Below are 26,762 nucleotides of genomic sequence, written 5' to 3'. Positions count from 1 at the left end.
GTCCCCCGGTTTGAGCGGCCGCGGCCGGCGGCTGCGGCAGGCGGCGCAGGATCATGCCGCGCAGCGCCATCGCCCCATGGGCGAGCCAGCCGACCAGAATGACCGAGATGCCCGGCTCATCGTCACGCCGATCCTCGCTTTCCGACCAGGACTCATCGGCATCATCGGCATCGGCGATCGGATCCTCGTCGCTGACGAAGCCGAAGCCGGCGGCGGCCGTGACGGCGAGAATGGCGATGCCGGCATAGAGAAATCCGACGAGGCCACCGAGCGCGTTGCCGGCGATGCCGGCGAGATTGCGGGTGCCGAAGAGCAGCCCGTCGCCGATCACCCCACCCATGCCCGTCGGCAGGGGCCAGCGCGGTGTCGCAGGAAGCGCGCTGCCGACTGCAGCCGTCGCGGCGATGCCGACGACCCAGAGACCGAGCTTGAGCGCGCCGCGATCGAACAGATGGAAGCGCACCAGCCGCAGCGACCAGATCACCGGCGGAAACAGCAAGGCGATGACGCCAAGCCCGATCAGCTGCATGAAGAGATCGGCGATCATGGCGCCTGGGCGGCCGAGCCAGTTGCGCACCGCGCCGCTGGTGGCGTTGTTGAGGCTGGGATCATCGACAGACCAGGTCGCGAGCGACAGCGCTACACCCGCCATCAGCGCGAGCAGGGATAGCCCCAGGATCTCACTGGCGCGGCGCGACAGGAATTCCCGCACCGGGTCGGGCAGGCGGTCCATCAGCGAGGAGGAACGTCGGATCGTGCGCATGCGGGGTTGAGCCGTCATCTCGGGACTGGCGGCCGCGTCGCATCGGCCATGGCGACAACGTTAGGAAGGCGAGGTTAAGACCCGCTTAACCTTGGCGCGTCCGAGGCCCGAGCGCGGCTGTAACGTTTGAGGTTCGCAGCACCGCCCTCATAAAAAATCCCCGGCGGGCGACCGCCGGGGATTGTTTCACGTGTGACGGACCGCTGCGTCGATCAGTCGTGATAGGCGCGCTCGCCATGCTCGGCGATGTCGAGGCCCTCGCGCTCGGCATCGGGAGCGACGCGCAGGCCGATGATCACATCGACGATCTTGAAGAGGATCAGCGAACCGACGCCGCTGAAGATCAGCGTGAACAGCACCGCCTTGACCTGCGCCATGAAGGCCGTGCCGAACTCGTAGGTCCCCACGGCGAGTTCGCCCGGCTTCGAGACGTAGTCCGGGATGCCGGCGCCGCCGAGATCGACATTGACGAGGATGCCGGTCGCCAGTGCCCCGAGGATGCCGCCGACGCAGTGGATGCCGAAGACGTCGAGCGAATCATCGTAGCCCAGCGCGTTCTTGACCGTGGAGCAGAACACGAAGCAGACCGCGCCGGAGAGAAGCCCGAGCAGGATGCAGCCCATCGGCCCGGCGAAGCCGGCGGCGGGGGTGACGGCGACGAGGCCGGCGACCGCGCCCGAGACCATGCCGAGCATCGAAGGCTTGCCCTTGACGGCCCATTCGACAAACAGCCAGGCGACCGCGGCCGCCGCGGTGGCGACGAAGGTGTTGACCATGGCCAGGGCAGCGGTGCCGTTGGCCTCCAGGTTGGAGCCGGCATTGAAGCCGAACCAGCCCACCCAGAGCAGGGCGCCACCGATCAGGGTCATCGTCAGCGAGTGCGGCGCCATCAGTTCCTTGCCGTAGCCGATGCGCTTGCCCAGCAGGATGCAGCCGACGAGGCCGGCGATGCCTGCATTGATGTGGACCACGGTGCCGCCGGCGAAGTCGAGCGCGCCCCATTTGAAGAGCATGCCGGCATCGGCGTTGACGGCGTCAAGCGCGGCCTGGGCTGCGGCCTTGCCTTCGGCGGGAGCCGCGGCGAGCGCAGCGGCGGCGTTGCCGACGAGATCAGGGCCGCCCCAGTACCAGACCATATGGGCCATCGGGAAGTAGATGAAGGTGACCCACAGCACGGTGAAGAGCAGCAGCGCCGAGAACTTCATGCGCTCGGCGAAGGCGCCGACGATGAGGGCCGGGGTGATGCAGGCGAAGGTCATCTGGAAGGCCAGATAGACATATTCGGGAATGACGACGCCGTTCGAGAAGGTGGCGACGGTGGTGGTGGCGTCGACGCCGCGCAGGAAGGCCTTGGAGAACCCGCCGACATAGTCGTTCAGCCCGCCACCGCTGGTGAAGGCGAGCGAGTAGCCATAGGTCACCCAAAGCAGCACGACGATGCTGACGATGGCGAAGACCTGCGTCAGCACCGAGAGCATGTTCTTGCTGCGGACGAGGCCGCCATAGAACAGCGCCAGGCCCGGGATGGTCATGAGGAAGACCAGCACGGTGGAGGTCATCATGAAGGCGACGTCGCCCTTGTTGGGCACGGGCGCCGCAGGGGTCTGCGCGAGCGCGGAGCCGGCGGCGGCGAGTGCCAGCCCGACAAGCGCGACCCGGCTAACGGTCTTGAAAGTCATCTTTGAAACTCCTTAGGAAGATCGCGGGCTCAGAGGGCGTCGCCGTCGGTCTCGCCGGTGCGGATGCGCACGGCCTTCTCGATCGACGAAACGAAAATCTTGCCGTCGCCGATCTGGCCGGTTCGGGCGGCTGCCGTGATCGCCTCGATCACCTTGCCGACGAGTTCGTCGGATACGGCGACCTCGATCTTGATCTTCGGCAGGAAACTCACGGCGTATTCGGCGCCGCGATAGATTTCCGTATGGCCCTTCTGGCGGCCATAGCCCTTCACCTCTGTCACGGTCAGGCCATGCACGCCGATGGCGGTGAGCCCGTCGCGCACCTCCTCCAGCTTGAACGGCTTGATGATAGCCATCACGATCTTCATGTGGGGTTTCCCCGTTTCGCCGCCCGGAAGTCAGCCCCGGCGATCCTGTTGCGCCTCGCGCGCTTGTCATCGCAGCGCGTCGGGAGGTCGCAATTCAAACCCCGTGCCAACTGCCCGGGAGTGATGCGGGTGAGGGGCGCGATCCGTTTTCAGGCAGCGCGATCTGATTCAAGCGCAGGCAGGCCGCCCAGAAGTTGGGCGGCAGGCTAAAAAATAGGCTTATGCCTCTTCTTTGATCAGGCTCGGTCGGGTCGGGGCCTGATCAGCCCCTCCTGCGCGACGGAGGCGACGAGGTTGCCGCCCCTGTCGAAGATCAGCCCGCGCGAAAACCCGCGCGCGCCGGAGGTCGAGGGACTGTCCTGCGCATAGAGCAGCCATTCGTCGGCGCGGAAGGGCCGGTGGAACCACAACGCGTGATCGAGGCTCGCCGCCTGGATCGTCTCGTCGAAGACCGAGGTGCCATGGGCGATCAGGCTCGAATCGAGCAGCATCAGGTCGGATGCATAAGCGAGCACGGCCTGGTGGATCGCCGGATCGTCCGGCAAGGGTTGCATCGCCTTGATCCAGACATGGAATTTCGGCTCCATCGCCGCGCCCGCGCCAGCGTAGCGAGCAAGTTCGACCGGGCGGATCTCGATGGGGCGCTCGCGCTGGTAATAGGCCCGCACCGCCTTGGGCATGTCGAGCAGGATAGTGCGGTTCATCGCGTCGCGGTCGGGCAGGTCCTCGGGCATCGGCACGTCGGGCATCGGCATCTGATGGGCATAGCCGGGCTCCTCGACCTGGAAGGAGGCCGACATCGCGAAGATCGCCTCGCCTTTCTGGATCGCCAGCACGCGCCGCGTAGTGAAAGAGCGTCCGTCGCGCAGACGATCGACCTCGTAGATGATCGGGATTTCGGGATCGCCGCCGAGCAGGAAATAGGCGTGCAGCGAATGCGGCTGACGGCCTTCCACGGTCTTGCAGGCGGCGTAGAGCGATTGCGCGATGACCTGGCCGCCGAAGACGCGGGGCCAGCCGACCTTGGGGCTGCGACCACGGAACAGATTGCGTTCGAGCGGCTCGAGGTCGAGGATCGACGTCAGGGAGTCGCTGATCTGGGACATGCGCGGAGGCTCTGCTGGCGGGCGGTTGACGGTCGGGCCGGATGCTGGACACAACACGGCCGGTCGAGCCGCATGAGCACCGACGCGTCCGGGATCGTCAAGACGGTGGCGGCCGACCTTATCGCCGAGGAGATCACAGCATGGCCGTTCAGACCCCCTCGCGAGAAGCAATCATCATTGCGGGCGGTGGCATCGCCGGGTTGTCGCTCGCGCTCGCCCTGAAGCAGGCGCTCGGCTCGGCTTTTGCCGTCATCGTCGCCGACCCCGCCTTGACCGCGACCTCCCGACCCGACAACCGGGCCTATGCGGTCGCCGCGGCGGCCCAGGCGATGCTGCAGACGCTGGGCGTGTGGGATGCCATCGCGGCCCACGCCCAGCCGATGACGCAGATGGTCATTTCCGACAGCCGCAGTGGCGATGCGGTGCGGCCGGTGTTTCTCACCTTCGATGGCGAGGTCGAGCCAGGGCAGCCTTTCGCCCATATGGTGGAGAGTGCGGCGCTGATCGACGCCTTGACCGATGCCTGCCGCATGGCAGGCGTCGTGCTGCGCGACGAGGGCGTGCTGCGCTTCGACTCGGGCGCGGCCAGCGTCGCGGTTCACCTGTCGGGGGGCGAGGCACTGCCGGCGCGGCTGCTGGTGGCTGCCGATGGGGCGCGGTCCCGTTTGCGCGAGCAGGCCGGCATTGGCTGGGTCGGCTGGGACTACAAGCAATCGGGCATCGTCGCCACGATCGGTCATCAGCGGCCCCATGACGGCCGCGCGGTCGAACATTTTCTGCCCTCGGGGCCCTTCGCGATCCTGCCGCTCAGCGATGGCGGCCGGCTGGGGCACCGCTCTTCGATGGTCTGGACCGAGGCCGCCGATCATGTCCCGGCGCTGCTCTCGCTCGACGAGGACGGCATGCTGGCCGAGATCGAGCGTCGTTTCGGTCTGGAACTGGGCGAGATCGCGCTGGAAAGCCAGGTTTCGGCGCATCCTCTGGGGTACGGCGTGGCACGGCGCTTCGTTGCCGAGCGCGTCGCCCTGCTCGGCGACGCTGCCCATCTGATTCACCCGATCGCCGGTCAGGGGCTCAATCTCGGGCTCAAGGATGTCGCGGCGCTGGCCGAGGCGATCGTCGATGCGGCGCGCCTTGGGCTCGATCCGGGCACGCTGGATGTTCTTGAAGCTTATGAGCGAGCGCGCCGGTTCGACACGGTGGCGATGGGTGCCGTGACCGACGGTCTCAACCGGTTGTTCTCCAACGATCTCACGCCGATCCGGCTGGCGCGCGATCTTGGGCTCGGCGTGGTCGACCGGCTGCCGGGGCTGAAGCGTTTCTTCATCCGCGAAGCGGCGGGCATGGCGGGAGCGGCGCCGCGCTTGCTGCGGGGCGAGGGGCTTTGAAACGGGCACGAGATGGTTGGGCTTGACCCGACCATCTCGTGCCGATCGCATATGGCGCCCTCTCCTGAAAGCGATCCCCGGGTCTGCGCTTCGCTTCGCCCGAGGATGGTGTCGCTTTTTTAACCCTCCAGCGGGCGCGCCTCTTCCGGCAGCATGATCGGGATGCCGTCGCGGATCGGGTAGGCGAGCTTGGCGGCGCGGCTGATCAGTTCCTGCCGGGCGGCATCGTATTCGAGCGTCGTCTTGGTCAGCGGGCAGACCAGGATCTCCAGCAGCTTCGGGTCGATGCGGGTGGCGGCTTCATGGGGTGCGTCGGTCATCGTCGGTTTCCTTCAGCTGCGCCCGTCAGCACTATGTGGCCGGTCAGGCGTTCTTGCGCGGCAGATCGGCCAGCATGCCGGCCGCGACCATGAGTTTCGGCAGCGAAAGCCCTGAAGCCGTGATCGCCTGGACCGTGGCGCGGGTGCGGTCGACATCGGTCCGGCGCTCGTCGAGCCAGCCGTCCAACTGGCCCGTGCCGCCATGGCCAGAGGCGATCTCGCGCGTCAGGCCCGATTGCGCGTCGGACAAGGTTTCGATGGCGCGCTCGCGGGCGAGCCGCTCATAATCATCGGTTGCCGGGACGGCTGCCGCCGCAGCAGCCAGCGCGGAGAGGCCGAACAGGGCGTCGACGCCGAAATGGATCCGAGCGACCTCGGCGATGTCGCGGCGCGCCTGGCCGGCAATATCGACGATGTCGGTCGCCTGGGCCAGCGCCGGCAGGCTGGCGATGCGCGCCGCCAGCACCGCAGGCACACCCTCGGAGGTCAGGATGGCGATGCGGGCGTGCTGCGCCTGCGCCGCCGCGTCGGGCAGCAGCGTGTCGAGCGCCTTGGCCAGCGTCGCGACGCCCGCCTTGTAATGCGCGACGGTGGTCTCGATCGTGCCGGGCCTGGCCACGCCGCGGCGCAGGAACCAGCCCATGCGGTCGCTGACCAGCTCCTGCACGGCGGCATAGAGCCCGAGCTGGATCTTGCCGGGCAGCCTGGCATCGAGCGCGTCGATGGCACCGTTGAGCGCCATCAGATCGAAGGAATCCCGCGCGATCGCATAGGCTGCGGCGATCTCGGGCACGCCGGCATGGGTCAGCGCCGACAGGACGGGCACCAGCGCCGGGCCGCCGCGATTGACGATGGCATTGGCCAACTGCGTGGCGACGATTTCGCGCCGCAGCTTGTGGCCGGCGATTTCCGGAGCGTAGCGTTCGCGCAGGGCGTGCGGAAAATAGCGGATCAGTTCGCTGTTCAGATACAGATCGTCGGGAACGTCGGAATCGACGAGCTGATCATGCAAGGCGAGCTTGGCATAGGCGAGCAGCACCGCCAGCTCGGGGCGGGTCAGGCCTTCGCCGCGCTTTTCGCGTTCGGCCAGCACCGCATCGCTGGGCAGGTATTCGACGCTGCGGTCGAGCCGGCCTTGCGCCTCGAGGGTCTGCATCAGGTAGCGCAGGCCCGGCGTCGCGGACTGGCCCTGCGCCTCCGTCAGCGAGAGAGCGAGCGTCTGCAGATAGTTGTTGCGCAGGACGAGCAGGCCGACCTCGTCGGTCATCTCGGCGAGCAGGCTGTTGCGATCGTCCTCGGCGAGGCGACCGTCCTTCACGGGGGCTGCCAGCGCGATCTTGATGTTGACCTCGACGTCGGAGGTGTTGACGCCGGCCGAGTTGTCGATCGCGTCGGTGTTCAGCCGCACGCCCATGCGTGCTGCCTCGATGCGGCCGCGCTGGGTGGCGCCGAGATTGGCGCCCTCGCCGATGACGCGGGCCCTGACCTCGCCGCCGCTGATGCGGATCGGGTCATTGGCGCGGTCGCCAACCTGGGCGTCGCTCTCGTCGGAGGCGCGGATATAGGTGCCGATGCCGCCGAACCAGAGCAGATCGACCTTGGCTTTCAGGATCGCGGTCATCAGTTCGGGGGGCGAGACCTCGGCCTTGGCCAGGCCGAGAAGCGCCTGCACGGCCGGGGAGAGCGGAATGCTCTTGGCCTGGCGCGAGAACACGCCGCCGCCCGCCGAGATCAGGCTCTTGTCGTAGTCCTGCCAGGAAGAGCGCGGCAGATCGAACAGGCGCTGACGCTCGGCGAGCGATGCGGCCGTGTCAGGCTCGGGATCGAGGAAGATGTCGCGGTGGTCAAAGGCCGCGACCAGCTTGATGGCGGGCGAAAGCAGCATGCCGTTGCCGAAGACGTCGCCCGACATGTCGCCGACGCCCGCCACGGTGAAGGGCGTGGTCTGGATGTCGATGTCGATCTCGCGGAAATGGCGCTTTACCGCTTCCCAGGCGCCGCGCGCGGTGATGCCCATCTTCTTGTGGTCGTAGCCCTGGCTGCCGCCCGAGGCAAAGGCGTCGCCAAGCCAATGGTGCTTCTCCAGCGAAAGCGCATTGGCGGTGTCGGAGAAGGTGGCGGTGCCCTTGTCGGCGGCGACGACGAGATAGGGGTCGTCGCCGTCATGGCGCACCGTGTCAGCCGGCGGCACCACCGTCTCGCCGTCGAGATTGTCGGTCAGTTCGAGCAGCGTGCGCACGAAGATGCGGTAGCTCTCCGTCCCTTCCGCAAACCAGGCGGCGCGGTCGGAGGCCGGCGGCAGCTGCTTGGGCACGAAACCGCCCTTGGCACCGACGGGCACGATGACCGCGTTCTTGACCTGCTGGGCCTTGACCAGACCCAGCACCTCGGTGCGGAAATCCTGAGGACGGTCCGACCAGCGCAAACCGCCGCGCGCGACTTTGCCGAAGCGCAGATGAATGCCCTCGACGCGCGGCGAGTAGACGAAGATCTCGTAGAGCGGGCGCGGCAGGGGCAGCGAATCGACCCTGGCACAGTCGTATTTGATCGAGATCGTGCCGCGCGGCTGACCTTCGGGGCCGATCTGGAAGAAATTGGTGCGCAAGGCCGCGTCGATCAGGTTGACCAGGCGGCGCAGGATGCGGTCCTCGTCGAGGCTGGTGACCGCGTCGAGCGCGGTTTCGATCGCCCGGCGCTCGGCATCGATCTTCGCGGTGCGCTCGGTTTCGCCCAGGCGCGGATCGAATTTGGCGACGAAGAGGGCGACGAGCCCCGAGGCGATGCCGGCATGGCGCGTCAGCGCGTCGGCGATGTAGCCCTGCGCATAGGGCGCGCCGATCTGGCGCAGATAGCGGCCCAGGGCACGCAGGAGCGAAGCCTCGCGCCAGGCGAGGCCCGCAGCCAGCACGAGCTGGTCGAAGCGGTCGGACTCGGCGAGGCCCCGGAACTGCGCCATCAGCGCGGCCTCGATCAGCGGGTCGAGCCGCTCGAGATCGATCGCGCCATCATCGGCGCGTTCGAGCGTCATGTCGTGCAGCCAGACGCGCGTCGTATCGGTGGCTTCGCCGGCCGCCGACTGCGGGGCGATGTTGTAGGTCCGCTCGTTGACGACGCGGAAGCCCATGTTCTCCAGCACGGGCACACGGGCCGACAGCGAGATCGCCGCGCCGCGCGAGAACACCTTGAGATTGGCGCGCGTCGCCGGATCGCCCTCGCGGCGGTAGAGATTGACGGCGCGCCCGCGTTCGGCGGAGAGCTTCTGCAGGACGTCGATGTCGCGCAATGTCTCGGCCGGCGTGAAGCGGTCGCGATAGGCGGCGCCGAAGGCCTCGGCATAGCGTTCCGCCAGCGTGCGCGCAGCCGGGCCCGAGCGCTCGCTGTCGAGAGCGTCCTTCAACCCGTCGCTCCAGGTACGGACGATCGCGGTGATGCCGGCTTCCAGCGTCGGGCGATCGATCTTGGGGGTTTTGCCCTCGTCACGGCCGACGATGTAGTGGGTTCGCGAGAGCGGCCCCTCCGGATAGGCCGGATAGGCGGCCGAGATGCGTCCCTGATAGATGCTCGCCAGGAATTCGCCGACGCGGCGGCGCACCCTTGTGTCGTAGCGATCCTTGGGAATGAAGACGAGGATCGAGACGAAGCGGTCGAACTCATCGACACGGGCGAGCGCGCGGATGCGCGGCCGCTCGGTCAGCTGCAGGATGGCGAGCGCAAAGCTTTCCAGCGTGGCGGCGTCGATCTGGAAGAGCTCGTCGCGCGGATAGGCGTCGAGCACATTCATCAGCGCGCGGCCCGAATAACTGGCCGGGTCGAAGCCGATATTCCTGGCGACGCGGGCGACCTTGAGGCGCAGATAGGGGATGGCGAGCGCGCTGCCGGTATAGGCGTTTGCGGTCAGGAGGCCGACGATGCGCAATTCGCCATCGAGCCGCCCCTCGGGGGTGAAGAGTTTCACGCCGACATAATCGAGATGGACGCGGCGATGCACCCGGCTTTTGACATTGGCCTTGGTGATGATCAGCGCCTGCGGCTTGGCCAGGAAGGCGCGAATTTCAGGCGTGACCGCGACCATTTCCCGGTTTTTGCGCAAAACCTTGACAGCCGGATCGCGCAGGATGCCGAGCCCCGAGCCCTCGATCGGATCGGCGGCGGCGTCGCCATTGGGAAAGCGGTAGGCGCGGATGCCGAGCAGGGTGAAATTGTCGCCGGCGATCCATTCCAGGAACTGCAGCGCCTCGGTGACCTCGTCTTCCGGCAGCGGCGGCGGGTTGCCGCGATAGGCCTGGATCACCTGCGTGATGCGACCGCGCATCGCCGCCCAATCCTCGACCGCGAGCCCGACATCGGCATAGACGCGCTCCAGCCCGGCGCAGAGCCTGTCGCGGGCCTCGGGCGAATCGATTCGCTCCAGATGGATCTGGATCAGGCTTTCGCGGCGGGTGCCTTCCGGAGTGCGGCCTGCGGCTTCTCCGGCCAGCGAAAGGAACCCGCCGTCGGCGTCACGCGCCACCGCGAGGATCGGATGCGCGACGAGGCGGGGCTCGTAGCCCTGCTCGGCGAGTTCGGCGAGCGTCGAATCAAGCAGGAATGGCTTGTTCTCGTTGACCACTTCGAGGACCGTGAGCTGGCGCTCGCGGTCCTGGCTGGTGAAGGCTTCGTCGCGGAAGCGCAGATTGATCGAATCGGGGCTGCGCGGGGCCAGCAGATGCTCGTATGCGGCAGCGGCTGCCCGCGCCAGCATATCGGCCGGCATGGCGTCGAGATCCTCGACGACGGCACGGCCATAGAGCAGACGCGGAAACTCGGGCGGCATCGCTCCGGGCAGGCTCTCGGCCGCATTCTCGATCGCGGAAACAGCCGCAGCCGTCGCATTGGTCATGCGCTTGCCCATGGTCCACCCCTGTTATTTTGCCGCAGCGATGACATAGGCTGTGGCGCCTTTCAATGGCGCGCGCCGACGGGTGAAGCCCCACCGACACGACAGGATGCAACCATGATGGCCAAACATGACAAACCGAAGCCCGGCGAGCGCCCGGCGCGGCAAGACGTTAATCCGCCTGCCATGGCGCTCGATCTGCCGCCGGGCCCGCTCTCGGCACAGAACCAGGCCTATTTCGACACCTGTCTGGAAAAGCTGGGCTTCGTGCCCAATGTCCTGGTCGCCTACGCCCATGACGATGCCAAGCTTTCGGCGTTTGCGGCCTTCTACAATGACCTGATGCTGGCGCCCTCGGGCCTGTCAAAACTCGAGCGCGAGATGATCGCTGTCGCGGTGTCGAGCGTGAACCGCTGCTATTATTGCCTGAGCGCGCATGGCGCGGCGGTGCGCCGGCTCTCGGAGGACCCGGTGCTCGGCGAACTGATGGCGATGAATTTCCGCGCGGGAGACCTCTCACGCCGACACCGCGCCATGCTCGACTTCGCCGTGAAGCTGACCGAGACGCCGCATCTGATCGCCGAGGCCGACCGCGCCGTGCTGCGGGAGGCCGGTTTCGGCGAGCGCGAAATCTGGGATGTCGCGGCCGTCGCGGCCTTCTTCAACATGTCGAACCGCATGGCCTCCGCGGTCGATATGCGCCCCAATCCCGAATATCACCGGGAGGCGCGTTGAGGGACAGCGCAAAGAAAAACGGCCGGCGCAGGGCGCCAGCCGCTGAGTTGGCCTCGACTCGATGGCTCGACCCCGCCAGATTTTCGGGGGGCTGGGGGGCTGACAAACCGAAAACCGGCAGAGCCGAGCCGTCGAGGCAACATTGCCATTTCACTCATGCAACAGGGCGCCCGCTTGGCCCGATCGGGGCGAAAATGCGGCGTCGGTGACGAAGCCGTGATCGACACTGTGAGCGCTGACTGACCCATCCGGCGGGAGCGGACGGCGTTTTGCTTGCCGGCCAAGCTTGCTTGCCAGAGCCGCCGGTCGAGAGCATCATCGCGATCGAGGGATCAGGGCGGCTCTCGCGAAGCCGCCGATCGGGAGGCGCCATGAGCGAGAGCGATTCGCCGCAATCGAAGCCGATGGCTGGGGTCATCCCGTTTCCCACGGCGACAAAACCGGCCAACGTCACCTTTGACCGTCGCGAGCTTGCGGAACTGCTCAACCTTTACGGCCGGATGGTCGCGGCCGGCGAGTGGCGCGATTACGCCATCGATTTCCTGAAGGATCAGGCACAGTTCTCGGTCTACCGGCGCTCTTCGGAGGTGCCGCTCTATCGCATCGTCAAGGATCCGGCCCTGGCCAAGCGCCAGGGCGCCTATTCGGTCGTCGCCGCCACGGGGCTGGTGCTGAAGCGCGGCACCGAGCTGTCGCGGGTGTTGCGCGTGCTCGACAAGAAGCTGAGCGTGGTTGGTTGAGGCTCCGTCGAGCGCTTCAGATCCAACGCGTCATCCTGTCCGACGCGTTATCTGTCAGTGTCGAATGCAGCACAGGTTGATCCGTCACAGGCCACTGTCGCGCTCGATGATGGATCCCGGGTGGCTCTCGGCGGCCCAGAATGACGACGTGTTTCCCACTCCGGTCCCAAAAGAAAAGCCCCGACCTTGCGGCCGGGGCTCGTTCTCTCTGCACGTCCTGCCCGGATCACGGGCGGGACCGGATCACTCCTGCTTGTTGCCGAACAGCGAGAGCAGCATCTGGAACATGTTGATGAAGTTCAGGTAGAGCGACAGGGCGCCGTTCACCGAGAGCTTCGCAGCCGATTCCGGATCGAGATCCGAATAGAGATACATCTCCTTCAGGCGCTGGGTGTCCCAGGCGGTCAGGCCGGCGAAGACGAGCACGCCGATCGCCGAGACGGCGAAGGACAGGGCGCTCGACTGCAGGAACAGGTTCACCAGCGAGGCGATCACCAGGCCGATCAGGCCCATGATCAGGAACGAACCCATCGCCGACAGCGACTTCTTGGTGGTGTAGCCATAAAGGCTGAGCGCACCAAAGGTCGCGGCCGTGATGAAGAACACCTTGGTGATCGATTCACCCGTGTAGACCACGAAGATCGACGACAGCGAGACGCCCATCACCGCCGCGAAGGCGAAGAACATGGCGCGGGCGGTCGAGGAGCTCATGCTCTCGGCCTTGAACGAGAAGAACAGGATGAAGGCGAGCGGTGCCAGCATCACGACCCACTTCAGCGGGCTGAGATAAAGCGCCTGGCCAAGCGGGGTCAGCGCCGTCACCTTGCCGGTGGGCGAGACGCCGGCGATCGCCAGCATGGAGATGCCGATCGCGGCAAGGCCGGTGATGGCCAGTCCGATCGACATATTATTGTAGACGCCGAGCATGAACGAGCGCAGGCCCTGATCCATCTCGACGGCGCTGGTCTGCTGGGCGCGGCCGGCACCCCAGGCTGGAGCATTGCGGTCGAAGTTGCTCATGGAGCGATTTTCCCCTGACAGTGATTCCGAAGACGGACATCGCGTCCGGCGATGGCCTGTCGTCGCGCACAATCGTGGCGATGGGTGGAATATGAGGGGGTTCGGCGGTTCTTACAAGGGGGCTTCATGGTTAAACGCCGCGCGCCATAGAAACGCGGCGGCGCTTTTGTGCAAAGTTACATCCTTGTAATGTCTAGCCTGAGTCGTTCGCAGCCAGTCATCATAAATTCCGCAGATGAGAAGCTGGCGCTTTCGATAGTATTTTCAGCGTGCCTGTGAGCCCGAACAGGACGGTGACGCCGACGGCGGCAGTCGCGGCCAGTAACGCGCCCGTCGGGTCACTGACAAATTCGATCTTCATCACTTGAGTCACGACACCCCAGCCCGCGAGCGCGCCAGCGACAACGCCGAACAGCGCCGAGACGAGGCCGATCGCGGCGTATTCGAGGGCGTACGACGAAAGTATGAAGCGGCGGGTCGCACCCAGCGTCTTCAGGATCATCGCGTCATAGAGCCGCGCGCGCTGCCCGGCGGCGAGAGCACCGCCCAGCACAAGCAGGCTGGCGGCGATCGCCAGGCCCGAGGCCCCGCGAATGGCCAATGCAAGCTGGCCGACGATGGTGTTGATCGCCTCCAGCGCATCCTTGACCCGCACGGTGGTCACGGTCGGAAACTCGACCGCCAGCCGACGCAGCAGGGTGGCGTCGCTTCCGCTCGCTGCACCGGCTGCCGGAGTGATCGTGGCGAGATTGGTGTGCGGCGCCCCGGCGAAGGTGTTGGGCGAGAACAGCATGACGAAATTGATGCCAAGCGAGCGCCATTCGACCGCGCGCAGATTGGCGACACGGGCGGTGATGTTGCGGCCGAGCACATTGACGGTGAGGGTATCGCCGATCTTGAGCCCGATCCCGGCGGCATTCTGCGCATCGAAGGACAGAAGCGGCTCGCCGCTGTAGTCGGCCGGCCACCATTCGCCCTCGGCCAGCTTGGAGCCCTCCGGCAATTCCTGCGCATAGGTGATGCCGCGGTCGCCATCGAGGACCCAGGCGGATTGTTCGGAGGCCTTGATGTCTTCGGCGCGGACGCCGTTGATGGAGACGATGCGGCCTCGCATCATCGGGACCCGGGCGAGCGCCGCGCCGGGGCGTTCCTCCTGCAGAACCGCGTCGAAGCGGGCCGAATCGGCATTGGGGATGTCGAGGAAGAAGTAGCTGGGCGCCCTTTCCGGCAGGGACTGCGTCAGCTGCCGCGTCAGGCTGCTGTCGATGAAGGCGAGCGCCGAGAGCAGCGCCACGCCCAGGCCCAGCGAGAGCACCAGCGAGGGTGTCAGCGCGCCGGGGCGGTGGCTGTTGGCCAGCGCCATGCGCAGCGAGGGGTTTGTCGGTCGCGGGACCTTGCGGGCGAGTGCCATCAGGCCCCATGAGACGCCGCGCAGCAGCAGGAAGATGCCGGTCATCACGGCGATGTAGATCAGCGCGATGCGCCGGTCATAGGCGAAGGCGAGCGCGACGCCGACGAGGCCGGCCAGCGCCAGCAGGCAGATCGCGATGTAGATCGCCCGGGGCCGGCGCGCATCAGGCTCGATCTGGTCGCGAAACAGCGCCGAGACCGGCACGTCATGAGCGCGGCCGAGCGGCAGGATCGCGAAGACGAGCGCTGTCAGCAGTCCGTAGAGCGCCGCGACGCCGAGTTCGCTCAGCGCCAGCGTCGGTTCGAAGGGGATGGGCAGGACGGATCTCAGCGCAGCGCCCAGAGCGAACGGCGCGGCCGCGCCGAGCGCCAGGCCGATGGCGGTGCCTAGCGCCGCGACCAGCATGACCTCGGTGAGATGAATCGCGACGACGCGGCCGCCGGTGGCGCCGACCGCTTTCATCGTGGCGAAATCGAGCTTCTTGGCCTCGACGAAACGGCGCACCGCATTGGCGACACCGACGCCGCCGACCAGCAGGGCCGTGAGGCCAACCAATGTCAGAAACTGGGTAAAGCGTTCGAGATTGCGCTGGAAGCCGGGATTGGCATTGGCGCGGGAGCGGATCTCCCAGCCGGCATCGCGCTGTTGCGTGCCGGCATCGGCGATCAGCGCATCGAGGGCTGCATCGGTCGAGGCCTCAGGCGGCAGTGCGACACGGTAGGTCCAGCGGACCAGGCTGCCGGGCTGGAGCAGGCCGGTTGTACGCAGCGCGTCCTGCGAGATCAGCAGGCGCGGGCCGAAGCCGACGCCGGCGGCAATCTTGTCGGGTTCGGAAACGAGATTGGCACGCAGCTGCACGCGGGCCGTGCCGACGAGCACGATGTCACCCAGCTTCAAATCAAGCCGCCCGAGCAGCACGGGGTCTGCCACCGCGCCGAAGACGCCCTCGCGCGCACCCAGCAGATCGGCGGGCGGGCCTGCGGGATCGGTAACGAGCGTGCCGATACCGGGATAGCCGGCATCGACGGCCTTGATCTCGACGAGCGCCGCGCCCTTCTCCCCGGCATTGGCCATGCCACGCATCGTGGCGATGGTCGAGACCGTGCCGCGCCCGGCCAGAAAGGCCAGTTCCTGTGGCGTCGCCTCGCGGTGAATCAGGCTGAAGGCGGCATCGCCGCCGAGAATGCGCCGGCCTTCCCGCGACAGGCCCTCGGTGAGGCCGCGCGAGGCGGAGGCGACGGCGGCGATGGTCATGACGCCAAGCGCGAGGCAGGCGATGAAGACGCCGAAACCACGCAGTCCTCCACGCAGATCGCGCCAGGCGAGGCGAAAGGCCAGGGCAGCCCCGGCAGCGCGCGAGGGCGGCGCGGGAACAGGCTTCACGGTTCCATGCATGATCAGGCCACCGCCGCGTCTGCGGGCGCCGCCGTCTCGATGCGCCCGGCGCGCAAGCGCACCGTACGGTCGCAAAGCGCGGCCAGCGACAGGTCATGAGTGACGAGCACGAGCGTGGCGCCGCGCTCGCGCCGCAGCGCGAAGATCAGATCGACGATCGAGCGACCGGTGGTCTCGTCGAGATTGCCGGTCGGCTCGTCGGCGACGAGGATGGCGGGGTCTGGCGCGACGGCGCGCGCAATGGCGACGCGCTGCTGCTCGCCGCCCGACAGCTGGGCCGGGTAATGGTCCATGCGATCATCCAGGCCGACATTGCGCAGTTCGGCCTCGGCGCGGGCGAAGGCATCATTCGCCCCGGCCAATTCCAGCGGCAAGGCGACGTTTTCCCGGGCCGTCATGGTCGGCACCAAATGGAAGGACTGGAAGACGATGCCGATATGGCGGCCGCGGAAGACGGCCAGTCCGTCCTCGTCGAGCGCGCCGAGATCCTGCCCCGCGACCTTGACGGTGCCGCGATCGGGCCGCTCGAGCCCCGCCATCGTCATCAGCAGGGTCGACTTGCCGGAGCCCGAGGGGCCGACCAGTCCGGTCGCCTCGCCTGCGGCCAGCGACAAAGAAACGCCTTTGAGGATATGGACGCGGGCTGCCGCACGCCCCAAACTAAGTTCGACATCCTGCAATTCGATCGCCGGCTTATCCGTCGGTGGGACGCGCGTATCGCTCATCATCCAATGATCCTGACTTCGAACTTCATCAGCCTGCCCGCTCTCACCCAAACGCGGCGCGAGCGAGACAAACCGTCGTTGCGCCCCGTGTCACGGAGCCCCCGCAAGCCGCGATATGGGCGTGGCCTTGCGCTTGTCCAATCTTTATGGGCCGTCTTTCTGCTTTGTCTCACGCTGCTGCCGGTTGCGACCATGGCCCAGACACCCAGCCCCGGCCCAGCTCCGATCCCGGCTCGGACGGTCAAACTCGTCGCGCTCGGCGACAGTTTGACGGCCGGCTACAATCTGCCGGGCAGCGCGGCGTTTGCGCCCGTTCTTGAACGAGCCCTGCGCGAGCGGGGCCATTCTGTCGAGATCGTGAACGCCGGCGTCTCGGGCGACACCGTGCAGGGCGGGCTCGAGCGGCTGGACTGGTCGGTGGCTGACGGCACCGACGGCGTCATCCTTGAGCTCGGTGCCAACGACGCCCTGCGCGGGCTCGATCCGGCGGTAACGCGAAAAGGCCTGGAGGCGATCATCACGCGGCTGAAGGCGCGCGGCATCCCGGTGCTGCTCGCCGGCATGTATGCGCCGCGAAATCTCGGCCCCGATTATGCCAAGCGGTTCGACAGCATCTATCCCGAGCTTGCGAAGGCGCATGGGCTGGTGCTTTACCCCTTTTTCCTGGAAGGCATCGCGGGCGACCGCGCGCTCAACCAGCCCGATCTGCTCCACCCCACGGCCGAAGGCGTCCGCGTCATCGTCCGCAACATCTTGCCGACGGTCGAGCGATTCCTCGCGACGCTGCCGGCCAAACCCTGACGGGCCTTAAGGCCCGACAGGCATACCCCGCCCCTTCAATCGACCGCGCGCTGTCTGCCCGCCACTTTTCGGAGTTGCCTTGTCATGGAATATCGCCGCCTTGGGCGCACCGATCTGCAGGTTTCCGTGATCTGCTTGGGAACCATGACCTGGGGCCAGCAGAACACGGAAGCCGAGGGCCACGAGCAGATGGATTACGCGCTCGACCAGGGCGTGAATTTCTTCGACACGGCCGAGATGTATTCGATCCCGCCCCGCGCGGAGACGCAAGGCTCGACCGAGCGGATCATCGGCAGCTGGTTCAAGGCGCGCGGGAATCGCGACAAGGTCATTCTTGCCTCCAAGATCGTCGGGCGCGGCACCAATGACTGGATGCGCGACGACAAGGGCCCGACACGGGTCAACCGGGCGCAGATCCGCGAGGCGGTCGACAAGAGCCTGAAGCGGCTGCAGACCGACTATATCGACCTTTACCAGATCCATTTCCCCGAGCGGCCAATGCCCTGGGGCTCGAACCCGACGCGCTTCTCGAAGGCCGCCTTCGAACGCCCGGCCGACGAGACCCCGATTGCCGAGCAGCTCGACGCCTTCTCCGAGATCGTGAAGGAGGGCAAGATCCGGCATCTCGGGCTCTCCAATGAGAGCGCCTGGGGCACGATGAGTTTCGTGCGCGACGCCGAGACCCGTGGTGGTCCCCGCGTTCAGTCGATCCAGAACGCCTACAACCTGCTCAACCGCACCTTCGAGACGGCGCTGGCCGAGATCGCGGTTCGCGAGGATGTCGGGCTGCTTGCGTACTCGCCTCTGGCACAGGGCTTCCTGACCGGCAAATATCTCGACGGGGCCAAGCCCGCCGGCGCGCGCACGACGCTGTTCGACCGCGGCCAGCGCTACCAGAGCGCCGGAGCTGAGGAGGCGATCAAGCGCTATATCGCGCTCGCTCGCGAGGCCGGTCTCGATCCGGCGCAGATGGCGCTCGCTTTCGTCAACGCGCGCAGCTTCGTCACCACCAACATCATCGGCGCGACGAGCATGGCCCAGCTCAAGACCGACATCGCCTCGATCGAGATCAGGCTGTCGCCGGAGCTGGAGGCGCAGATCGACGCGATCCATCAGCTCGTCGGCAATCCCTGCCCGTAGGGGGATAAGGCTTCAGATGGGGTGCTGCCGCATCGGGCAGCACCCGCCCAGCATTCCGTCTCGCCAGAGTCATAAAAAACTGGCACTGATTCGGTCATGCCGAGGCTGTTCACAGCGCTTGAGATTCCCGCCGAAGTTGCTTCGGTGTTGACGTTGCACCGGGGCGGTCTGGCCGGGGCACGCTGGATCGATCCGGCCGACTACCATATCACGCTGCGATTCCTCGGCGATGTCGACCGTCGCACGGCCAATGATCTCGACGAATTCCTCGGAGATATCCGCAGCTATCCGTTCGAGGTCACGCTGGATGCGCTCGGCACGTTCGGCGGCGACAAGCCGCGTACAGTGTTTGCGCGCGTGCAGCCGAGCCCCCGGCTCACCGAGCTTCAGACCGATCTGGAGCGGTTGATGCGCAAGCTCGGCTTGCCGGCGGAAAGCCGCAAATTCGTTCCGCATGTGACGCTGGCGCGGCTGCGCGACACCTCGCCGCTCGATGTCGCGCATTATCTCAGCCTGCACCCGATCGTGCGGCCCATCAGCTTCACGGTGCGGCGTCTGGCCTTGATGTCGTCGCGCGATTCGGTTGGCGGCGGGCCTTATGTGCTGGAAGCGGCCTATCCGCTGGGGCCTTCCTATCCGAATCGATTGGCGCGGAGCGAGTTTCAGCGGAGATGACGATGCCAAAGCGGCTGGGGGCCGATGCCCGCAACGAAGCGCTCTCGATCCTGACCGGCTGGAAGCCGGCGGAGGGGCGCGAGGCCATCGTCAAGCGCTTCGTCTTCCGCGATTTCAGCGAGGCCTTCGGCTGGATGACGCGGGTGGCGCTGCTGGCGGAGGCGATGGACCACCATCCCGAATGGTCGAACATCTATCGCACCGTCGATGTGACGCTTTCGACCCATGATGCCGGGGGCCTGACCGAACTCGACGTCAAGCTCGCCCGCGCCATGGATGCGATTGCAGGCTGAACCTGTCATTCCGAGGATGCGGCGCGCGTCCAGCCACACGCCAGCAGCGCGGCTTCCATATGCGGCGGCGGCGGCGCCTCGATGCGGATCGGCGGCTTCTTGCGATAGAGCGGCACCGTGACGGACCGGGCATGGAGCTGCAGGCCCGGCCCGCCCTCGCGCGGGGCATCACCGTAGATCTCGTCGCCGAGCATCGGCCAGCCCGAGGCCGCGCAATGGACGCGAAGCTGATGGGTGCGGCCGGTCAGCGGCTCCAGTTCGAGCCAGGCGAGCGGGCCTGCTTCGTTTTCGCCCCGCCCCCTCACGCGATAGCGGGTTTGCGAGGGCAGGCCCTCGGGATCGACCTTCATCCACCAGCCGCGATCGGGCGCGCGCTTCCCCAGGGCCAGATCGATGAGGCCTTCGTCGGTTTCAGGGGTGCCCTGCACGATCGCCCAATAAGTCTTGGCAATGGTGCCGTCGCGAAACATCTGGTTGAGCTCGGCCATGGCGCGGGGGTGTCGGCCGAGGATCAGGCAGCCCGAGGTGTCCTTGTCGAGCCGGTGGGCGGCTTCCGGCCTTCGCGGCAGGCCGAAGCGCAGCGCGTCGAGATGGTCGGTCAGCACGGGGATCACGCGTCGCTTGGCCTGTGGGCCGCGATGCGAGGGCAGGCCTGCGGGCTTGTCGATGACCAGCATCATCGCGTCGCGATACAGCAGCGGAAAGGGCAGGGGCGGCTCGTCGCGCGGCGTGTCCCGGCGCCCGGGGGTCTCGGGTGGCTGCGAAATTTCTGGCCGGTCGGGCGTGGTCATGGCATTGCGCTAGCGAAGGCCACCCTGCCGCGCAAGCGCAAGCCGCTCCGCGGCGAGGCCATGGGAAGAGCAATGAGCGAGAACGAACCGAAGAAGCGCGGCTTCTTGTCGAGATTGTTCGGCATCGAGCCGGAGCCCGAAACACAGCAATCTGAGACGCCTGCGGCACCGGTGCCCGTGCAGGTGCCGCCCGAGGCGCCGCTCGAAGACGCCCCGATCGCGCCCGAACTTCTGACTGGCGAGGCTTCGCCCCTGCCGATCGCGATGCCCGAACCGGCGCCGGTCCAGGCTGCTCCAGTTGTTGTACCGCCGGTGGTCATCGCGCCCGTCGCCACGGCGCCCGAGCCCAAGCGCAGCTGGTGGCGCAGGCTGACCGAGGGCCTGTCGCGGACCTCCTCGGCGCTGACGACGGGCATCACCGACCTCTTCACCAAGCGCAAGCTCGATTCCGGCACGCTGGAAGACCTCGAGGACATCCTGATCCAGGCCGATCTGGGCCTGGCCACCGCGGCGCGCGTCGCCAAGGCGGTGGGCGAGGGGCGCTACGACAAGCAGATCGAGCCCGCCGAGGTGAAGGCGATCCTGGCACGCGAGGTCGAGGCGATCCTGACCCCCGTCGCACAGCCGCTGGTGATCGACGCCACGAAAAAGCCGTTCGTGATCCTGATGGTCGGCGTCAATGGCTCGGGCAAGACCACGACGATCGGCAAGCTCGCGGCCAAGTTCCGGACTGAGGGCAAATCCGTGATGCTGGCGGCCGGCGACACCTTCCGCGCGGCGGCGATCGAGCAGCTCAAGGTCTGGGGCGAGCGCACGGGGGCGGAGGTCGTCTCCGGCAACCAGGGTGCCGATGCCTCGGGGCTCGCCTTCGAGGCGCTGCAGAAGGCCAAGGCCGCCGGAACCGACGTGCTGCTGGTCGACACGGCCGGGCGGCTGCAGAACAAGACCGGGCTGATGGACGAGCTCGCCAAGGTGGTCCGCGTCATCCGCAAGCTCGACCCGGAGGCGCCGCATGCCGCGCTCCTGGTGCTCGACGCAACGGTGGGCCAGAACGCGCTCAGCCAGGTCGAGGCGTTCAGTGACACGGCCGGCGTGACCGGGCTGGTGATGACCAAGCTCGACGGCACGGCGCGCGGCGGCATCCTGGTGGCGCTGGCGGCGAAATTCGGCCTGCCGGTGCATTTCATCGGCGTCGGCGAAGGCGTCGAGGATCTCGAGCCGTTCTCGGCGCGCGATTTCGCCCGGGCGGTATCAGGACTGGACGAAGCGGCGTAATTTTCGCGGGCGCTTGAGACGATAGACAGGACGGAACGACATACGATGACCGACAGCATGGCGCCGCCCCCGGCGGGCAAGGGCAAGCCGATCAGCCCGCTGCTCAAGCTCGCGCTGGAGTTCGGGCCGCTGGCAATCTTCTTCTTCGCCAATTCCTATGGCGACCGGCTGTTTGGCGTCGCGCCCGACCGGCGCATCTTCGTCGCCACCGGCATCTTCGTCGTGGCATCGCTGGTGGCGCTGGCGGTCTCGCGCGTGCTGATGGGCTATCTGCCGCGCATGGCGATGGTGAATGCCGTCGTCGTCACCGTGTTCGGCGGGCTGACGATCGCGCTGGACGACGCGTTCTTCATCAAGGTCAAGCCGACGATCGTGAACACGCTGTTTGGCTGCATCCTGCTGGGGGGGCTTTATTTCGGCCGCTCGCTGCTGGCGCTGGTGCTGGAATCGGTGATGCAGCTCGACGAGGAGGGCTGGCGCAAGCTGACCCTGCGCTGGGGGCTGTTCTTCTTCGTGCTGGCGGCGCTGAACGAGATCGTCTGGCGCACGCAGACCCAGGATTTCTGGGTCGCCTTCAAGGTCTGGGGCGTGATGCCGCTGACCATGGCGTTTGCCCTGGCGCAGACGCCGCTGATCCTGAAGCACGAGATCAAGGCGAAGGCGGCCGAGTAGGATTATTTGGGCGCCAACCTGAGCGCCCCGTCCAGTCGGATCGACGAGCCGTTGAGCATGTCGTTCTCGATGATGCTGCGAACCAGCGCCGCGTATTCCGCCGGCTTGCCGAGCCGCGACGGGTGAGGCACCGAAACGGCCAGTGAGGCGCGCGCCTCCTCGGGCAGGCCGTCGAACATCGGCGTCTCGAACAGGCCCGGCATGATCGTCATGATGCGGATGCCATAGGCTGCGAGTTCGCGCGCGATCGGCAGCGTCATGCCGGCGACGCCGGCCTTTGACGCGGCATAGGCTGCCTGGCCGATCTGGCCGTCCTGCGCCGCGATCGAGGCGGTGCAGATGAAGACGCCACGGCCGCCATCGGCTGTCACCGGGTCGAGAGCGGCCAGCGCAGCAGCTGATTTGGCGATCATCCGGAAGGTGCCGGTCAGGTTGATCGCCAGCGCCTTCTCGAACATGGCGGTATCATGGGCCATCAGCGCGCCGGTCTCGCGGTTCTTCGAGACGATGCGGCGCCCCGGAGCGATGCCGGCGCAGTTGACCACGATGCGGGCCACGCCCTGGGCGGCGCGTGCCGTCGCGAGAGCCTCATCGACCGAGGTCTCGCTGGTCACGTCGCAGGCGACGAAGAGCCCGCCGATCTCGGCCGCGACTTGCGCGCCGCGCTCGGCATTGAGATCGAACAGCGCGACCTTGACGCCGTGGCTCGCCAGAATGCGCGCGGTCGCCTCGCCGAGGCCGGACGCGCCGCCGGTGACGATGGCGGCGATGGAGGAATCGAGCTGCATCGGGCGTGTCCTGATCGTGATGGGTTCAGGAATGCGTTTAAGGCGCGCGCCTGGAGGCTCCAAGCCGGTTTCTTCGTGCGCTCCTTGGCAGGCCTCTTGTGCGGGGTTTCCCGCGGGGCCACATCTTTCGACATTGCAGGTCCGGTTCCGATCGCGGAATGATGCGGCCACGACAACTGCCCTGAGGAGGGGCGTCAATGAGCGACGGTTTCACCTCCCGTTTCACGGAGGAAGAGATGGCTGAGATCCGCAAGAGTCTGCGCGACGAGGCGCGCTTTGGCTCGGAATTCCTTGGCCGGCTGAAGCGCGTGGCCAAGCGCATTCCGTTCTCTGAGGACCTGCTGGCGGCGTGGATCTGCACCCGCGATCCCAAAACCCCGCGTCGGGTTCGGATGACCTTGCTGGCGGCGCTGGGCTATTTCGTGCTGCCGATCGATGCGCTTCCCGACATCATGCCTTTCCTTGGCTTTACCGACGATGCGGCGGTGCTGGCGGCGGCGCTTGCAGCGGTGGCCGGCTCGATCACGCCCGAGCACCGCGAAAAGGCGAGGAAGGCCATGGCGGAACTGTAGGTCACAGCGTCAGGACGACCTTGCCCTTGGCCTTGCGGTCGCCGATCAACGCATAAGCCTCGACCCAGCGCTCCAGCGGGATTTCGGCATGGACATGGGCGCGGATATGGCCGCCCGCCGCCCAATCCAGCAGACGCTCCATGTTTGCGCGCTGCGCGGCGGGGTCGCGCCGGACGAAATCGCCCCAGAACACGCCGCGCAAGTCGCAGCCCTTCAGCAGCAGCAGGTTGAGCGGGATCTTCGGGATCGCCCCACCGGCGAAGCCGACGACGAGATAGCGCCCTTCCCACGCCATCGACCGCAAGGCGGGTTCGGCAAGATCACCGCCGACGGTGTCGTAGAGCACATCCACGCCGCGGCCTTCCGTCAACACGCGCAGGCCTGCCCTGATGTCCTCGACCGTGTAGTCGATCACTTCCTGCGCGCCGTGCTCGCGGGCGAGCGCCAGCTTGTCGGCCGAGGAGGCGCAGGCGATGACATGGCCCCCGATCAGGGCCCCGATCTCGACGGCGGCCAGACCCGCCCCGCCCGCCGCGCCCAGCACAGCCAGCGTCTCGCCCTGCTTCAGCCCGGCGCGCTGGATCAGCCCGTGCAGCGCCGTGCCATAGGTGACGAACAGCCCGGCCGCCTGCGCGTCGCTCAGGCCGTCAGGAACCCGGACGGCTTCATCGGCTGCGATGACGATGCGCTCTCGGGCGGCGCCATAGCCGAGCCAGGCGGCGACGCGCTCGCCGATGCGCCAGCCGGTGACGCCCTCCCCGAGTGCGGCAACCGTGCCGGCGCATTCCGCACTCGGTGAAAAAGGCAGTTCCGGCTTGGTCTGATAGCGGTTCTCGATGATCAGCGTATCGAAGAAGTTCAGCGCGGCGGCCTTGACCGCGATGGCGATCTCGCCGGGCCCCGGCGGGGGCATCGGGAGATCACGGATCACCAGCGTCTCGGCCGGCCCGTGGCGTTCGCACAGCAATGCCTTCATCGTCTCAATCCGTCATGCCCGGCTATGGCCATCTGCGTCGCTGCGACTGTGCCATGCCGTCGCCATATCAAACGGCACCTGCCTTGCTGGCATTCGCATTTTCGCCAGGATCGTGACACTACTACTGCGCCTGCCTGCCGATCGCGCCCCGTCAACGGGGTGGTAAAGGCAGTGTTAAGATTTTTAATGATTGATGGCGGCCATGATCATCTCCTGTCTCCGTGCCGGCATCCCCGCCACACCCCGTTCCGCCGCTGCTGCGCTGGCTCTGCTGGCAGGCTGCCTCGTCCTCGCTCCGCTGGCCGCATCGGCGCAGCAGCGAGGTCGCCCCGCCGCCGCGACCCCGGCCGCCGCCGGTCAGGGTCAGGCGATGCTGCTGGAAACCGCCGGCAAATGGCAGGCCTTCTCGTCGCAGCAGGGCCGCACCAAGGTCTGCTACGCCCTGTCGAAGGCCGAAAGCCGGCTGCCGGCCAATCTGAAGGACGTCGAGGGGCTTCTCTTTGTCGCAACGCGCCCGACCGAGGGCGTGCGCAACGAGATCAGTTTCGTCATGAACTTCGATCTCAAGGAAGATGTCGAGCATCAGGCGATCATCGGCTCCGAGCGTTATGCGCTCGTCGCCAAGGGTCAGAACATGTGGCTGAAGAATCCCGCCGAGGAGCCGCGCATGCTCGATTCGCTGCGCAAGGGCGCGGCGCTTGAGATCAAGGGCACGTCGAGGCGGGGCAATCCGACGACGGACAAATACTCGCTGTCGGGCATGAGCCAGGTCGTGAAGCGCGCCGAAGACGCCTGCAAATAGGGCCGCCGCTGGGCTTCTACCATCGCGGGCGCCTGACGCGATGGCCTGCGCTTCCGGTGCTCGCGGACTGTAGTCCGCTCCGCTCCGGTTCTGGTCCATCACGCCAGTCACCTCGCGCTGGCGAAGCCGAGCGACAGCCCAGCGATTGTGCTTGAACAGTCATGATTTCGCGGCTGGGCGTTCTCGTGCTATGAGCCGCAGCCATTCGGGCGCGTGACGCCCGACCAAAGCCAGAGTTCCGATGACCTTGTCCGTTCTTGAACCCGCCGCGCCAGCGGCCGAAACCGTTTCGCAGCGCCTGTCGCTGATCGGGCGCACGCGCGCCGGGCTGAGCGACGCGCTGGCCGAGATCGGCATTCCGGAGAAGGAGCGGCGCATGCGCGTCGGTCAGCTCTGGAACTGGATCTATCATTACGGCGTGCGCGATTTCGCGGAGATGACCACGATCGGCAAGGGTCTGCGCGGGGCGCTTTCCGAACGCTTCACGCTCGATCTTCCGGAGGTCACGGCCGAGCAGATCTCGACCGACGGCACCCGCAAATGGCTGATCCGCATGGCCTCGACCGGCCCGCGCGATCGCGGCGCCGAGATCGAATGCGTCTATATCCCCGAGGTCGATCGCGGCACGCTGTGCGTGTCCAGCCAGGTCGGCTGCACGCTGACCTGCACCTTCTGCCACACCGGCACGCAGCGCCTCGTGCGCAACCTCACCACCGAGGAGATCGTCGCGCAGTTGATGGTGGCGCGCGACCGGCTCGGCGACTTCCCCAACCGGAGCGCGCCCGGCGGCGCCTTCGTGCCCAAGGATGGTGGGCGCTTCGTCTCCAACATCGTTTTCATGGGCATGGGCGAGCCGCTCTATAATTTCGATGGCGTGCGCGACGCGATCGACGTCATCTCCGACAATGAGGGGCTTTCGCTCGGGCGCCGCCGCATCACGGTCTCGACTTCCGGCGTCGTGCCGCAGATCGGCCCGCTCGGCGACCAGATGGGCACCATGCTGGCGATCTCGCTGCATGCGGTGCGCGACGATCTGCGCAACGAGCTGGTGCCGTTGAACAAGAAATATCCGATCGCCGAGCTGATGGAGGCCTGCCGGACCTATCCGGGGTTGACCAACGCCAAGCGCATCACCTTCGAATACGTCATGCTCAAGGGCGTCAACGACAGCGACGCCGAGGCGCGCGACCTCGTGCGGCTCCTCAAGGGCATTCCAGCCAAGATCAACCTGATCCCGTTCAATCCCTGGCCCGGTACGAAGTACGAATGCTCGGACTGGGACCGGATCGAGCGGTTCTCGGAGATCGTCTTCCGGGCCGGCTATGCCTCGCCGGTGCGGACCCCGCGCGGCCGCGACATCCTCGCCGCCTGCGGCCAGCTCAAAAGCGAAACCGAGAAGCTTTCGGCCCGGGCGCGGCTGATGCTCGACCAGGACGATGCGGCCGCGGCCG

Annotated in this window: 24 protein-coding genes; 12 read left to right on the top strand and 12 right to left on the bottom strand. The window is 66.9% G+C overall.

Annotated elements, in window-relative coordinates; genetic code table 11:
• The 4 genes from IP69_RS04295 to tesB form a co-directional block, all read right to left on the bottom strand.
• The coding region (locus tag IP69_RS04295; RefSeq protein ID WP_197279670.1) for a DNA translocase FtsK 4TM domain-containing protein at positions 1–763 on the bottom strand (763 nt) is incomplete at its 3' end.
• A 212-nt stretch (positions 764–975) separates the two neighbouring features.
• On the bottom strand, positions 976–2,442 hold the full coding sequence (locus tag IP69_RS04290; RefSeq protein WP_054141589.1) for an ammonium transporter: 1,467 nt from the start codon (positions 2,440–2,442) through the stop codon (positions 976–978).
• Between the two features lie 29 nt (positions 2,443–2,471).
• Complete coding sequence (locus IP69_RS04285) at positions 2,472–2,810, bottom strand: P-II family nitrogen regulator (protein WP_054141588.1); 339 nt, start codon at positions 2,808–2,810, stop codon at positions 2,472–2,474.
• A gap of 236 nt (positions 2,811–3,046) precedes the next feature.
• Positions 3,047–3,916, bottom strand: coding sequence for an acyl-CoA thioesterase II (gene tesB / locus IP69_RS04280; protein WP_054141587.1), 870 nt, complete (start codon positions 3,914–3,916; stop codon positions 3,047–3,049).
• A gap of 140 nt (positions 3,917–4,056) precedes the next feature.
• Between tesB and IP69_RS04275 the strand changes: the two genes are divergently transcribed.
• On the top strand, positions 4,057–5,304 hold the full coding sequence (locus tag IP69_RS04275) for a ubiquinone biosynthesis hydroxylase (protein ID WP_054141586.1): 1,248 nt from the start codon (positions 4,057–4,059) through the stop codon (positions 5,302–5,304).
• Positions 5,305–5,423: 119 nt separating this feature from the next.
• Here IP69_RS04275 and IP69_RS04270 read toward each other — a convergent pair whose 3' ends face one another.
• Both IP69_RS04270 and IP69_RS04265 read right to left on the bottom strand, forming a co-directional pair.
• Positions 5,424–5,624, bottom strand: coding sequence for a Trm112 family protein (locus IP69_RS04270; protein ID WP_054141585.1), 201 nt, complete (start codon positions 5,622–5,624; stop codon positions 5,424–5,426).
• A gap of 43 nt (positions 5,625–5,667) precedes the next feature.
• Positions 5,668–10,515: an NAD-glutamate dehydrogenase gene (locus IP69_RS04265; RefSeq protein ID WP_248306702.1), complete on the bottom strand. Its 4,848-nt coding sequence runs from the start codon at positions 10,513–10,515 to the stop codon at positions 5,668–5,670.
• Positions 10,516–10,686: 171 nt separating this feature from the next.
• On the opposite strand from IP69_RS04265, the gene IP69_RS04260 reads away from it, so the two are divergent.
• Together IP69_RS04260 and IP69_RS04255 are read left to right on the top strand one after the other, a co-directional pair.
• On the top strand, positions 10,687–11,235 hold the full coding sequence (locus IP69_RS04260; RefSeq protein ID WP_054141594.1) for a peroxidase-related enzyme: 549 nt from the start codon (positions 10,687–10,689) through the stop codon (positions 11,233–11,235).
• A 404-nt stretch (positions 11,236–11,639) separates the two neighbouring features.
• Positions 11,640–11,975 carry a DUF2794 domain-containing protein gene (locus tag IP69_RS04255; RefSeq protein WP_248306705.1) on the top strand — a complete coding sequence of 112 codons (336 nt, stop codon included), beginning with the start codon at positions 11,640–11,642 and terminating at the stop codon, positions 11,973–11,975.
• A gap of 243 nt (positions 11,976–12,218) precedes the next feature.
• Here IP69_RS04255 and IP69_RS04250 read toward each other — a convergent pair whose 3' ends face one another.
• The 3 genes from IP69_RS04250 to IP69_RS04240 all read right to left on the bottom strand — a co-directional run bounded on the left by IP69_RS04250 (position 12,219) and on the right by IP69_RS04240 (position 16,526).
• Positions 12,219–12,995, bottom strand: a complete 777-nt coding sequence (locus tag IP69_RS04250) for a Bax inhibitor-1/YccA family protein (protein ID WP_054141583.1) — start codon at positions 12,993–12,995, stop codon at positions 12,219–12,221.
• A 220-nt stretch (positions 12,996–13,215) separates the two neighbouring features.
• Positions 13,216–15,801 (bottom strand): FtsX-like permease family protein, encoded by a 2,586-nt coding sequence (locus tag IP69_RS04245; RefSeq protein WP_054141582.1) that lies wholly within the window; start codon positions 15,799–15,801, stop codon positions 13,216–13,218.
• 2 nt (positions 15,802–15,803) lie between these two features.
• Positions 15,804–16,526, bottom strand: coding sequence for an ABC transporter ATP-binding protein (locus tag IP69_RS04240; protein ID WP_156323279.1), 723 nt, complete (start codon positions 16,524–16,526; stop codon positions 15,804–15,806).
• Between the two features lie 192 nt (positions 16,527–16,718).
• Here IP69_RS04240 and IP69_RS04235 point away from each other — a divergent pair, with 192 nt between their 5' ends.
• The 4 genes from IP69_RS04235 to IP69_RS04220 all read left to right on the top strand — a co-directional run bounded on the left by IP69_RS04235 (position 16,719) and on the right by IP69_RS04220 (position 19,435).
• Positions 16,719–17,327 (top strand): arylesterase, encoded by a 609-nt coding sequence (locus IP69_RS04235; protein WP_054141580.1) that lies wholly within the window; start codon positions 16,719–16,721, stop codon positions 17,325–17,327.
• An 84-nt stretch (positions 17,328–17,411) separates the two neighbouring features.
• Entirely contained in the window at positions 17,412–18,467 is a 1,056-nt protein-coding gene (locus tag IP69_RS04230; protein WP_054141579.1) for an aldo/keto reductase, read from the top strand.
• 96 nt (positions 18,468–18,563) lie between these two features.
• Complete coding sequence (gene thpR, locus IP69_RS04225; RefSeq protein ID WP_054141578.1) at positions 18,564–19,142, top strand: RNA 2',3'-cyclic phosphodiesterase; 579 nt, start codon at positions 18,564–18,566, stop codon at positions 19,140–19,142.
• Positions 19,143–19,144: 2 nt separating this feature from the next.
• A complete protein-coding gene (locus IP69_RS04220) occupies positions 19,145–19,435 on the top strand; it encodes a 4a-hydroxytetrahydrobiopterin dehydratase (RefSeq protein ID WP_054141593.1) in 291 nt (96 codons plus the stop codon).
• 5 nt (positions 19,436–19,440) lie between these two features.
• On the opposite strand, the gene IP69_RS04215 is transcribed toward IP69_RS04220, so the two are convergent.
• The gene (locus IP69_RS04215) at positions 19,441–20,115 is read right to left on the bottom strand and encodes an RNA pseudouridine synthase (protein ID WP_248306704.1); all 675 of its coding nucleotides are present in this window, start codon (positions 20,113–20,115) and stop codon (positions 19,441–19,443) included.
• A 183-nt stretch (positions 20,116–20,298) separates the two neighbouring features.
• On the opposite strand from IP69_RS04215, the gene ftsY reads away from it, so the two are divergent.
• Together ftsY and IP69_RS22070 are read left to right on the top strand one after the other, a co-directional pair.
• The gene (ftsY, locus tag IP69_RS22075; RefSeq protein WP_054141577.1) at positions 20,299–21,501 is read left to right on the top strand and encodes a signal recognition particle-docking protein FtsY; all 1,203 of its coding nucleotides are present in this window, start codon (positions 20,299–20,301) and stop codon (positions 21,499–21,501) included.
• Positions 21,502–21,546: 45 nt separating this feature from the next.
• A complete protein-coding gene (locus IP69_RS22070; RefSeq protein WP_248306701.1) occupies positions 21,547–22,173 on the top strand; it encodes a septation protein A in 627 nt (208 codons plus the stop codon).
• A 2-nt stretch (positions 22,174–22,175) separates the two neighbouring features.
• Here the strand turns inward: IP69_RS22070 and IP69_RS04200 are convergent, their stop codons facing one another.
• Positions 22,176–22,961 carry an SDR family NAD(P)-dependent oxidoreductase gene (locus IP69_RS04200; RefSeq protein ID WP_054141576.1) on the bottom strand — a complete coding sequence of 262 codons (786 nt, stop codon included), beginning with the start codon at positions 22,959–22,961 and terminating at the stop codon, positions 22,176–22,178.
• 236 nt (positions 22,962–23,197) lie between these two features.
• Here IP69_RS04200 and IP69_RS04195 point away from each other — a divergent pair, with 236 nt between their 5' ends.
• Positions 23,198–23,533 (top strand): YkvA family protein, encoded by a 336-nt coding sequence (locus tag IP69_RS04195; protein ID WP_248306703.1) that lies wholly within the window; start codon positions 23,198–23,200, stop codon positions 23,531–23,533.
• A 1-nt stretch (position 23,534) separates the two neighbouring features.
• On the opposite strand, the gene IP69_RS04190 is transcribed toward IP69_RS04195, so the two are convergent.
• A complete protein-coding gene (locus IP69_RS04190; RefSeq protein WP_054141574.1) occupies positions 23,535–24,509 on the bottom strand; it encodes an NADPH:quinone oxidoreductase family protein in 975 nt (324 codons plus the stop codon).
• A gap of 202 nt (positions 24,510–24,711) precedes the next feature.
• On the opposite strand from IP69_RS04190, the gene IP69_RS04185 reads away from it, so the two are divergent.
• Positions 24,712–25,311 (top strand): hypothetical protein, encoded by a 600-nt coding sequence (locus IP69_RS04185; RefSeq protein ID WP_248306700.1) that lies wholly within the window; start codon positions 24,712–24,714, stop codon positions 25,309–25,311.
• 241 nt (positions 25,312–25,552) lie between these two features.
• On the top strand, positions 25,553–26,762 hold a 1,210-nt coding region (rlmN, locus tag IP69_RS04180), incomplete at its 3' end, for a 23S rRNA (adenine(2503)-C(2))-methyltransferase RlmN (RefSeq protein ID WP_054141573.1).

This window comes from Allobosea sp. AAP35, assembly GCF_001295925.1.
In the GTDB taxonomy this organism is placed as follows: domain Bacteria; phylum Pseudomonadota; class Alphaproteobacteria; order Rhizobiales; family Beijerinckiaceae; genus Allobosea.
This window is presented reverse-complemented; position numbering and strand designations above follow the sequence as displayed.

Excerpts from the sequence above, each read along its gene's own strand:
- tesB (WP_054141587.1), bottom strand. The coding sequence starts at position 3,916 with ATGTCCCAGATCAGCGACTCCCTGACGTCGATCCTCGACCTCGAGCCG.
- IP69_RS04195 (WP_248306703.1), top strand. The coding sequence starts at position 23,198 with ATGGCTGAGATCCGCAAGAGTCTGCGCGACGAGGCGCGCTTTGGCTCG.
- IP69_RS04200 (WP_054141576.1), bottom strand. The coding sequence starts at position 22,961 with ATGCAGCTCGATTCCTCCATCGCCGCCATCGTCACCGGCGGCGCGTCC.
- IP69_RS04185 (WP_248306700.1), top strand. The coding sequence starts at position 24,712 with ATGATCATCTCCTGTCTCCGTGCCGGCATCCCCGCCACACCCCGTTCC.
- IP69_RS04290 (WP_054141589.1), bottom strand. The coding sequence starts at position 2,442 with ATGACTTTCAAGACCGTTAGCCGGGTCGCGCTTGTCGGGCTGGCACTC.
- IP69_RS04215 (WP_248306704.1), bottom strand. The coding sequence starts at position 20,115 with ATGATGCTGGTCATCGACAAGCCCGCAGGCCTGCCCTCGCATCGCGGC.
- IP69_RS22070 (WP_248306701.1), top strand. The coding sequence starts at position 21,547 with ATGACCGACAGCATGGCGCCGCCCCCGGCGGGCAAGGGCAAGCCGATC.
- IP69_RS04220 (WP_054141593.1), top strand. The coding sequence starts at position 19,145 with ATGCCAAAGCGGCTGGGGGCCGATGCCCGCAACGAAGCGCTCTCGATC.
- IP69_RS04275 (WP_054141586.1), top strand. The coding sequence starts at position 4,057 with ATGGCCGTTCAGACCCCCTCGCGAGAAGCAATCATCATTGCGGGCGGT.
- IP69_RS04250 (WP_054141583.1), bottom strand. The coding sequence starts at position 12,995 with ATGAGCAACTTCGACCGCAATGCTCCAGCCTGGGGTGCCGGCCGCGCC.
- IP69_RS04245 (WP_054141582.1), bottom strand. The coding sequence starts at position 15,801 with ATGCATGGAACCGTGAAGCCTGTTCCCGCGCCGCCCTCGCGCGCTGCC.
- IP69_RS04235 (WP_054141580.1), top strand. The coding sequence starts at position 16,719 with ATGGCCCAGACACCCAGCCCCGGCCCAGCTCCGATCCCGGCTCGGACG.
- IP69_RS04260 (WP_054141594.1), top strand. The coding sequence starts at position 10,687 with ATGGCGCTCGATCTGCCGCCGGGCCCGCTCTCGGCACAGAACCAGGCC.
- IP69_RS04230 (WP_054141579.1), top strand. The coding sequence starts at position 17,412 with ATGGAATATCGCCGCCTTGGGCGCACCGATCTGCAGGTTTCCGTGATC.
- IP69_RS04240 (WP_156323279.1), bottom strand. The coding sequence starts at position 16,526 with ATGAGCGATACGCGCGTCCCACCGACGGATAAGCCGGCGATCGAATTG.
- IP69_RS04255 (WP_248306705.1), top strand. The coding sequence starts at position 11,640 with ATGGCTGGGGTCATCCCGTTTCCCACGGCGACAAAACCGGCCAACGTC.
- IP69_RS04285 (WP_054141588.1), bottom strand. The coding sequence starts at position 2,810 with ATGAAGATCGTGATGGCTATCATCAAGCCGTTCAAGCTGGAGGAGGTG.
- IP69_RS04265 (WP_248306702.1), bottom strand. The coding sequence starts at position 10,515 with ATGGGCAAGCGCATGACCAATGCGACGGCTGCGGCTGTTTCCGCGATC.
- IP69_RS04270 (WP_054141585.1), bottom strand. The coding sequence starts at position 5,624 with ATGACCGACGCACCCCATGAAGCCGCCACCCGCATCGACCCGAAGCTG.
- IP69_RS04190 (WP_054141574.1), bottom strand. The coding sequence starts at position 24,509 with ATGAAGGCATTGCTGTGCGAACGCCACGGGCCGGCCGAGACGCTGGTG.
- ftsY (WP_054141577.1), top strand. The coding sequence starts at position 20,299 with ATGAGCGAGAACGAACCGAAGAAGCGCGGCTTCTTGTCGAGATTGTTC.
- thpR (WP_054141578.1), top strand. The coding sequence starts at position 18,564 with ATGCCGAGGCTGTTCACAGCGCTTGAGATTCCCGCCGAAGTTGCTTCG.